The organism is Corynebacterium sp. HMSC08C04, assembly GCF_001807495.1.
Taxonomy (GTDB): Bacteria; Actinomycetota; Actinomycetes; order Mycobacteriales; family Mycobacteriaceae; genus Corynebacterium; species Corynebacterium simulans.
The window spans coordinates 97,100-103,305 of record NZ_KV789208.1 but is presented as its reverse complement, the minus strand read 5'-3'; the positions used below and the strand labels follow the sequence as shown (position 1 = coordinate 103,305).

General features: G+C 58.2%; 7 protein-coding genes. 6 read left to right on the top strand and 1 reads right to left on the bottom strand.

Annotated elements, in window-relative coordinates:
- Window positions 1–268 precede the first annotated feature (268 nt).
- The 6 genes from HMPREF3169_RS13115 (at window position 269) to ppk2 (ending at window position 5,079) form a co-directional block, all read left to right on the top strand.
- Complete coding sequence (locus HMPREF3169_RS13115; protein WP_168162623.1) at window positions 269–412, top strand: hypothetical protein; 144 nt, start codon at window positions 269–271, stop codon at window positions 410–412.
- Window positions 413–652: 240 nt separating this feature from the next.
- Window positions 653–1,291 carry a 50S ribosomal protein L25/general stress protein Ctc gene (locus HMPREF3169_RS06570; RefSeq protein WP_062041442.1) on the top strand — a complete coding sequence of 213 codons (639 nt, stop codon included), beginning with the start codon at window positions 653–655 and terminating at the stop codon, window positions 1,289–1,291.
- 120 nt (window positions 1,292–1,411) lie between these two features.
- The gene (gene pth, locus HMPREF3169_RS06565; protein ID WP_070455994.1) at window positions 1,412–1,951 is read left to right on the top strand and encodes an aminoacyl-tRNA hydrolase; all 540 of its coding nucleotides are present in this window, start codon (window positions 1,412–1,414) and stop codon (window positions 1,949–1,951) included.
- 102 nt (window positions 1,952–2,053) lie between these two features.
- Entirely contained in the window at window positions 2,054–3,124 is a 1,071-nt protein-coding gene (locus HMPREF3169_RS06560) for an HNH endonuclease signature motif containing protein (protein WP_061921423.1), read from the top strand.
- 108 nt (window positions 3,125–3,232) lie between these two features.
- Window positions 3,233–4,099 (top strand): fumarylacetoacetate hydrolase family protein, encoded by an 867-nt coding sequence (locus HMPREF3169_RS06555; RefSeq protein WP_070455993.1) that lies wholly within the window; start codon window positions 3,233–3,235, stop codon window positions 4,097–4,099.
- Between the two features lie 71 nt (window positions 4,100–4,170).
- Window positions 4,171–5,079: a polyphosphate kinase 2 gene (gene ppk2 / locus HMPREF3169_RS06550; protein ID WP_061921420.1), complete on the top strand. Its 909-nt coding sequence runs from the start codon at window positions 4,171–4,173 to the stop codon at window positions 5,077–5,079.
- Between the two features lie 37 nt (window positions 5,080–5,116).
- Here ppk2 and HMPREF3169_RS06545 read toward each other — a convergent pair whose 3' ends face one another.
- Window positions 5,117–6,133, bottom strand: a complete 1,017-nt coding sequence (locus tag HMPREF3169_RS06545) for a glycosyltransferase 87 family protein (protein WP_083286093.1) — start codon at window positions 6,131–6,133, stop codon at window positions 5,117–5,119.
- Between the last annotated feature and the right edge of the window lie 73 nt (window positions 6,134–6,206).

Below are 6,206 nucleotides of genomic sequence, written 5' to 3'. Positions count from 1 at the left end.
CCGCAACACCCCTACCAACAAGCCGCTCTCAGCATATATGTAGGAAAGATCGGAACTGGTCTGCTCTGGCTCTTCACAGGAGGACTCTTCTTAGTGGGAACCATCGTGGATCTCATTATGATCGCCACAGGGGAATTCAAAGACAAGAGCGGATACAAGCTACTCTCCTAAACAGAACACAAGGAACCTCCACCTGAATTGATCCAGGTGGAGGTTCCTTGTGTTGTTGTTCTGCTTGTTACATCTTAAGGTATTTCCGCCTGCACAATTGGACAGCCTGCATGAGCTTATCTCCATGAAGAGCTGGTGGAATAGCGTCGATAGCCTCGCTAAGGTGGCAGGCAGCGCGCTTAGCGAGGCCGATGATTCCAATGACTTTTCGGCCGAGGACTACGAAGCTGACGAAGGCTAGGGAGTTGTCGGCGAAGAAGAGCAGAAGTAACTTGCCTGCTCTCGGCGCTGCGTGTTAGTATTCTCGCTGTCTCGGCGAGGGCTGCCCAGAATTGGAAAGCCGTTATCGACGCGATTAGAAGTTATTTCACACGTTTTAAGCCTGCGATGACTCGACCAAGACGACCATCGGCAGGCTTTCGCCGTTTTTCGAACTCGCTAAAGTCTCGCCGCACCAATCTTTGACACTAGGAGTTTTACTATGGCAAACACCCGCCCAGTATTGAAGGCAGAAGTACGTAACGAGTTCGGCAAGGGCTTCGCTCGCCGCCTGCGCGTTGCTGGCAAGGTCCCAGGCGTTGTCTACGGCCACGGCGTTGACGTTCTGCACTTCGCTGTTGACCGTCTCGAGCTGACCGCACTGGTTCGCGCACACGGCGTCAACGCTGTTTTCGAGCTCGAGCTCGAGGGTGAGCAGCACCTCGTCATGGTCAAGCACGTTGACCAGAACGTTCTGACCCTGGACATCGACCACGTCGACCTGCTTTCCATCAAGCGCGGCGAGAAGGTTGAGGTTGAGGTTCCGGTTGTTCTCGAGGGCGAGAGCGCACCGGGCACCATGTCCGTTCAGGATGCTGACGTCCTCCTCGTTGAGGCAGACGTTCTGAACATCCCAGAGGAGATCTCCGTTTCCATCGAGGGCCTCGAGGACGGCGCTGTCGTCACCGCTGGCGACATCACCCTGCCAGAAAACACCACCCTGGTTGCAGATGCAGAGACCGTCATCGCTTCCATCTCCCTGCCTGAGGTTGACGAAGAGCTCGAGGCAGCCGCTGAGGCTGCTGAGGAAGGCGGCGCTGAGGCTGGCGCTGAATCCGCAGAGGAAGAATCCGCAGAGTAATTCAGAGTTTCTCGCTCTTTTACGCGCATTCGCCCGCACTGGCCATCGTGGCTGGCGCGGGCGTTTGCCCGTTTTCACGCCAAGAGCCGCTCTTTCGCACCGGCATGAGACAATGGCTTAGTGACTGATTATCTCGTCGTCGGCCTGGGCAACCCGGGCCCCAAATATGCCGGAACCCGCCACAACATCGGTTTCGATGTTGTCGATGAATTAGCTAACGACAACTTCACCAGCTTTTCAGTGCATAAGAAGACCAACACCGAAGTTGCCGAAGTTCGCTTTGGCTCGACCAAGTTATTCCTTGCCAAGCCGCGTTCTTTCATGAACCTCTCTGGTGGCCCTATCAAGGCACTCCTCCAGTACTTTTCGCTATCCCCTACAAACCTCATCGTGGTCCATGATGAGCTGGAGCTGGAATTCGGCGTCGTCAAGCACCGCGTCGGTGGTGGCGACCACGGGCACAATGGCCTGCGCTCCACCACCAAGTCTCTGGGTACCAAGGATTATCAGCGGCTTTCCATAGGCATCGGACGCCCACCTGGTCGAATGGATCCCGCAAGCTTCGTGCTTAAACCGTGGGCAAAGAAAGAGCAAGCGGACATCCCCATCATCTGCGCAGACGCAGCGCAAGAAATCACCCGCATCGCGTCCGCGAGTTAGCTGCGCTTGCCGACGCCGCTCCAGTTGCGGCGTGGCATAAGCTGCTTTAGGGTCTGGGCTATGACAGTTTTGGGGGAACTGGCCAGCACGTTAAGTCGGGGCATGGATATTGTCGAAGAAGCCGTGGGCAAGACAGCGAGTGAAATCGCTAGTCTCGGGGTGCCCGATGCTCTGGCAATAGACCTTGCAGCCCTCGCTGAGCCCTTCGCGCCCGGTAACTCTTTTCAGCGCTTGCGTCGTGAAACCATGGAACGCGGGCGTGCTCACTCCCTTACTACGCTCCTTGCCGTGGAAAAGCAGGCCCGCAAGTTGCGCACGGAGGCCGAACGGTGGCGCGTGCGCCATACGGCTTTGGCCACGGCCGGTGATACGAGGGACGTCGAGAAGAAGGCCCGCGAGTTGGTTGCTGCGCGCTCACCTCGCCGCGAACGCAAGCCTGGAATACGGCTTGCCCAGCATCCCGATGGCCAAGCTACCCTGACTATTTGCGGCCCCTCCGCCGACCTCACCGATATGCGCGACAGCCTTGACTGCAGCAGCGCTGAATCTGCACTCGCAGGGCTAAAGCAACGCTGGTTCGGCGAAGGAAACCCTAGTCAGCCAGCAATTTCTGTCATGTTGGTGACAAAAATGGAAAACTACGCGCGGGCCTTGGAAGGCCACGAAGTCTGGTTCCAATTGAGCAATGGCGCGCTCATCTCCTCGACTGAACTGGCTACCCGGAACATCCTTGATCACGGCTTCCACGTACTCATGCATCCTGTGCATGGGCCTGTGAACCTGCACCGCGTCTCGCGTTTTGCCTCCACCAAGCAGCGGCTTATGGCTACTGCGGAAAACCCGCGCTGTGCCTGGCTCGGCTGCAAAAAGGGCGCGAACGATTGCCAAGTCCACCATCTAAAGGCCTGGCGCCATGGCGGCGAAACATCCGCGGAAAACCTCACCATGGCCTGCCAGTATCACAATGCCGTCAATGACGACGAGACCGCCGGTGGACGCGGATGGCTAGAGCGGCATGGCACAGTCTATTGGGTTCCGCCCAGCGGCTGGTACATCCCACCTTGGACGGATAAATCTCCGCCGCCGCTTAACTCGCCGCTGCCAGATTGGTTGGAAGAAGAACGCAACTACCTCGACGAAGAGCTGAGCAATTTCTCAGAACACGCTACTTAGCTCGCGAAGCAAGTTGTCTAGCCCGCCCACGGGCCAGATTCGCATGCCTTAAAACTTCTCCCTGGCTTGTGCGCCAAGCTGCCTGCAACTCCGCGTAAAATTTCCGACATGAAACTTGCCACCTTGCGAACTCAGTTTGGCACCACTGCGATCCGCATCGACGGCCCCGGCGTGGGCGTGGAGCTCGACTTTGACGACGTCGGCCAGCTCCTGCAGGCCGAGGATTGGTGCAAGTCCGCGCAACTTTCTGGCGAGCCGATTGCTTTTCGCGAGCAGGACTTAGCGCCCGTCATCCCGACGCCGTCGAAGATTATCTGCGTGGGCGTCAATTACGCCAAACATGCGCGTGAGATGGGGCGTGAACTGCCTGAGCAGCCTACCTTGTTCGTTAAGTTTCCGGAGGCGCTCACCGGCCCCTACGACGATATCTATGTCCCCGACTGGGCCACGAGCAAGCTCGACTATGAGGGCGAACTCGCCGTGGTTATCGGCTCTCGTGCGCACAATGTTGCGATGGCAGAAGCGCTCGAACACGCCGCAGGCTACGCCGTGATGAATGACTACACGCTGCGGGATTTCCAGCGGCGTACCACTCAATTCCATGCCGGCAAATCTTTCTACCGCACTGCTGGATTCGGTCCATGGCTAACCACTTCTGATGAGTGGGCGCCTGGCGGCAACGCGCGCATTACCACCACCGTTGATGGCGAGGTGCGCCAAGCGGATAACACCGATGACCTGATTTTCTCCGTCGCGGAGCTCATCGCGTTCTGCTCAAAGCTGTACCCGCTTAACCCCGGCGATGTCATCGTGACCGGCACGCCCGAGGGCGTGGGATTTGCGCGTCAGCCACAGGCCTTTATTCAGGACGGCCAAACCGTCCGCATTGAGGTCGAAGGCTTGGGCGCTATCGAAAACACCACGCACTACGGCGAAGCGCCTTCTGGATGCGGGCCGGAGTGCACGTGTGGTTAATTACTATGCTTGTGCATAATTGTCCTGGATTTATTACCTATCTTCGCAGCTAGCGGGCTAAAGTTAAATGCATGAGCAAGAAATCCAAAACCGCCCCTGCCAAGCTCGATAAGGAAGCTTACGAGGAAGAACTCAAGCGCCTGCAGGCCGAACTCGTCGAGATGCAGCAGTGGGTTGTAGAAACCGGTGCCCGCATCGTCATTATCATGGAAGGTCGCGACGCTGCAGGTAAGGGCTCTGCTATCAAGCGCATCACCCAGTACCTCAACCCCCGCACCTGCCGCATCGAAGCTCTGCCTAAGCCCAACGACCGTGAGGCCGGCCAGTGGTACTTCCAGCGCTACATCGAAAAGCTTCCGACCGCGGGCGAAATAGTCATTTTTGACCGCTCCTGGTATAACCGCGCCGGCGTCGAGCGAGTCATGGGCTTTTGCTCCCAACAGGAATACGTCCGCTTCTTGCACCAGGCGCCCCAGCTCGAAAACATGCTCGTTGAAGACGGCATTATTCTGCTGAAGTACTGGTTCTCCGTCTCTGACGAAGAGCAGATCGCGCGCTTTAAGTCCCGCCGCAACGATCCGCTGCGTCGCTGGAAGCTCTCTCCCATGGATCTGCAGTCCATCACCCGCTGGGAGGACTACTCCCGTGCAAAGGACGAGATGTTCGTCCACACCGATACCCCGAACGCTCCGTGGTACACCGTTGAATCTGAAGACAAAAAACGCTCTCGTATCAACGTCATCAACCACATCCTAAAGACGGTTCCGTATCAGCACGTCGAGCAGGTGGTTCCGGAGATTCCGGAGCGCCCAGCTGAAAGCGGCGAGGAATACCAGCGCCCGCCGCGCGATGAGTTCGCCTACGTCCCCGATGTGGCCGCCGAACTTGAGCGCGACAAGGTTGCTGCACACAAGTCCGAAGGCAAAAAGCACAAGGGCAAGAAGAAAAAGAAGACCGGGAAGCACAAGTCAGACAAGTAGTCATCCCACCAACTGCTGAGCCTTGCCGCCCCGCCCGCTAAGGATTAACCTGCGGCCGCGGGGCGCGCACGGCAAGCACAAGGTATGCCACTGCGATGAGGACGAAGTCTGCTGCGCATATCGCCTCCCACCACTGCGTGGTATCCAAACCGTCAACGAACCAGTGTGGTCCAATGAAGGTAAGCAGCATCGTCGCGATCGCCACGGGCGTAGCGCCCGGCACCCCACCACGGGTCCAACGCACGAGCTGCGGGAGAAGCAGCACCGGCAACCAAACCCAGTGATGCGACCAGCTCACCGGGGAGATAAGAAGTGCTACAAGCGAGTTGAGTCCTAGCAGCACCACCATGTCACCGCGGTGTCGCCACATGGTCACCGCGATGACGCAGAAGGCCACCAGCGACGCGCCAACCCACAGGCCGTGGCCCTCCCCTGGCCCGAGGGCACGCTCAACGACGCCGCGGAGAGATTGATTGCCCACGTAATCGATTCCACCGATCCGGGTCGGATCGCCCAAGGTATGCGTCCAGTATTCGCGGGAGTCGGCCGGCAAGACGAGTGCCGCCAACAGCGTCGCTGCAATTCCGGTCGCTACGGACATCGCCGCAGCCTTAAATTGCCGGGTGATAAGGAAATACAGGCCAAAGACCGCAGGAGTAAGCTTGATGGCCGCCGCAAGTCCCACGCCCCACCCACGGAGACTGCGGCGACCAAAGACATCGGCGAGCACGAGAAACATCAGCACGATGTTGATCTGGCCAAACATGAGGGTCTGCCGCACGGGTTCTGTCACCAAGGCCAACGCAAGCAGCCCGGTGCTCAGCCACCCTTTGCTGCCACCGAGATACTCAGCAAGCCCCAGCATGTCCACGATACGGTGAATGCACCACCAGAGCGCCGCGGTTGATACTGCGAGCATGATAACCGCTGCGACCGAGTGCGGCAGAAGCGACAACGGGGCAAAAAGCATTGCGGCCAACGGCGGATATGTAAAAGGCAAATGCGCCCCACGCACATCGAAGCCGTCGTCGTAGAGCGACTGGCCTGTCAGCACCGCGCGACCGCCTGCAGCGTAGACATCAAGATCGATGTAATACCGGAGGTGAAAACCTCGTAATACTGATGGT